Source organism: Fictibacillus nanhaiensis, assembly GCF_019801215.1.
GTDB lineage: Bacteria > Bacillota > Bacilli > Bacillales > Fictibacillaceae > Fictibacillus > Fictibacillus nanhaiensis_C.
Genome location: NZ_JAHVJO010000012.1, coordinates 1 through 1,663, shown reverse-complemented (window position 1 = coordinate 1,663; position 1,663 = coordinate 1). Strand labels below are relative to the sequence as shown.

Genomic DNA, 1,663 nt, shown 5'->3' with positions numbered 1-1,663 from the left:
TGATATGCTCCCCTTTAGGTAGACAGATGAAATAAAAAATCTGTTTTACCTTAAGGGGAGTTTTATTTATGGGGTATTCTAAAGAGTTTAAGTATAATGTGTTGCTCACTTATGAACATGGTAATTATTCAGTAAGAGCACTATGTAAAGAATTCGGAATTTCAAAAAACTCATTGAAGAAATGGATGAATCAATTTCAAAAAGAGGGACTTGAAAGTTTGAGACCTTCAGGAGCTTGGAAGGCCTACTCTAAAGAGCTCAAGATCACAGCTGTAAGGGCTTATTTGTCCGGTCAATACTCACAAACTGAACTTATAAGTATGTATGATATTTCAAGTACCTCCGTCCTCAAAAAGTGGATTAAAAAGTATAATAGTCATAAAGAACTTAAAGATACGTCTTTGGGAAGGACGAGCTCTATGACTAAAGGAAGAAAAACGACACAGGATGAACGAAGACAGATTGTACTTTCTTGTTTGGAGAACGGGAAGGATTATCAGAAAATAGCTGAAACATACAAGGTCTCCTACCAACAGGTGTATCAATGGGTAAGGAAGTTTGAAAAAGATGGAGACGAAGCACTTAAAGATAAGCGTGGAAGAACAAAGCAAGAAAATGAGTTAACACCTGATGAGGCATTTAAGTTACAGATGAAAAGATTAGAACGAGAGAATGAACGGTTACGGGCGGAAAATGCATTCTTAAAAAAGTTAGAGGAGATCGAAAGGAGGCAAAAGTAGCCTATATTCCAAATGAAAATAAATATAGGGCCATTCAGGAATTACATGTTAAAGAAAAAGTAAGTATTCTTTTGCTTTGTGAAATTGCAGGCCTCTCACGAGCTGCCTATTATAAGTGGCTAAACCGAACGCCTTCTGAGCAAGAGCTGCAGAATATTGAGATTATAGAAGAGCTGAAAGCTCTCCATAAGAAAGTGGAGGGCATCTACGGCTATCGTCGAATGACTATGAATATAAATCGCATCTTAAACCAGAACTTTAATCCTAAACGGATCTATAGGCTGATGAGTGTGGCGGATATTCAGTGCGTGATACGAAAAAAGAAGAGTAGATTTAAGCGTTCAATCCCCCAACATGTGGCGGAGAATGTGCTAAATCGTGAATTCACAGCAGAAAAGAAGAATACAAAATGGGTAACGGATGTCACAGAATTAAAATACGGTTCACAAAAGAAAGCTTATTTAAGTGCCATATTAGATTTGTATGATGGATCAATCGTAAGCTATGTAGTAGGACATTCGAATAATAATAGCCTCGTGTTCCAAACGCTAGACCGAGCTATGGAACAGTTAGAGGAAGAACAACCGCTTATTCACAGTGATCGAGGCTTTCAATATACTTCTCATGGGTTCAAACGCATGGTGGATCAAGCCAATATGACCCAAAGCATGTCACGCGTGGGTAGGTGTATAGATAACGGTCCCATGGAATCGTTCTGGGGAACCCTCAAGTGCGAGAAGTATTACTTACATAAATATAATACATTTGAAGACCTGTCCCTCGCGATAGATGAGTATATTCATTTTTATAATTATGAAAGATATCAAAAACGACTAAACGGCCTCAGCCCTATAGAATATAGAGTTGAAGCCGCTTAGAGTGTTTTATTATTTCATCTGTCTACTTGACGGGGTGCAGTTCAA

At 38.1% G+C, this 1,663-nt stretch carries 1 protein-coding gene; it reads left to right on the top strand.

Annotated elements, in window-relative coordinates:
• The first annotated feature begins 68 nt into the window (after nucleotides 1–68).
• Nucleotides 69–1,618, top strand: a protein-coding gene (locus KUV80_RS18930; RefSeq protein WP_425309184.1) for an IS3 family transposase whose coding sequence is annotated in 2 segments (ribosomal slippage) — nucleotides 69–693 and nucleotides 693–1,618 — 1,551 coding nt in all. Because the reading frame shifts where the segments join, the coding sequence is not laid out codon by codon here.
• Nucleotides 1,619–1,663: the final 45 nt, after the last annotated feature.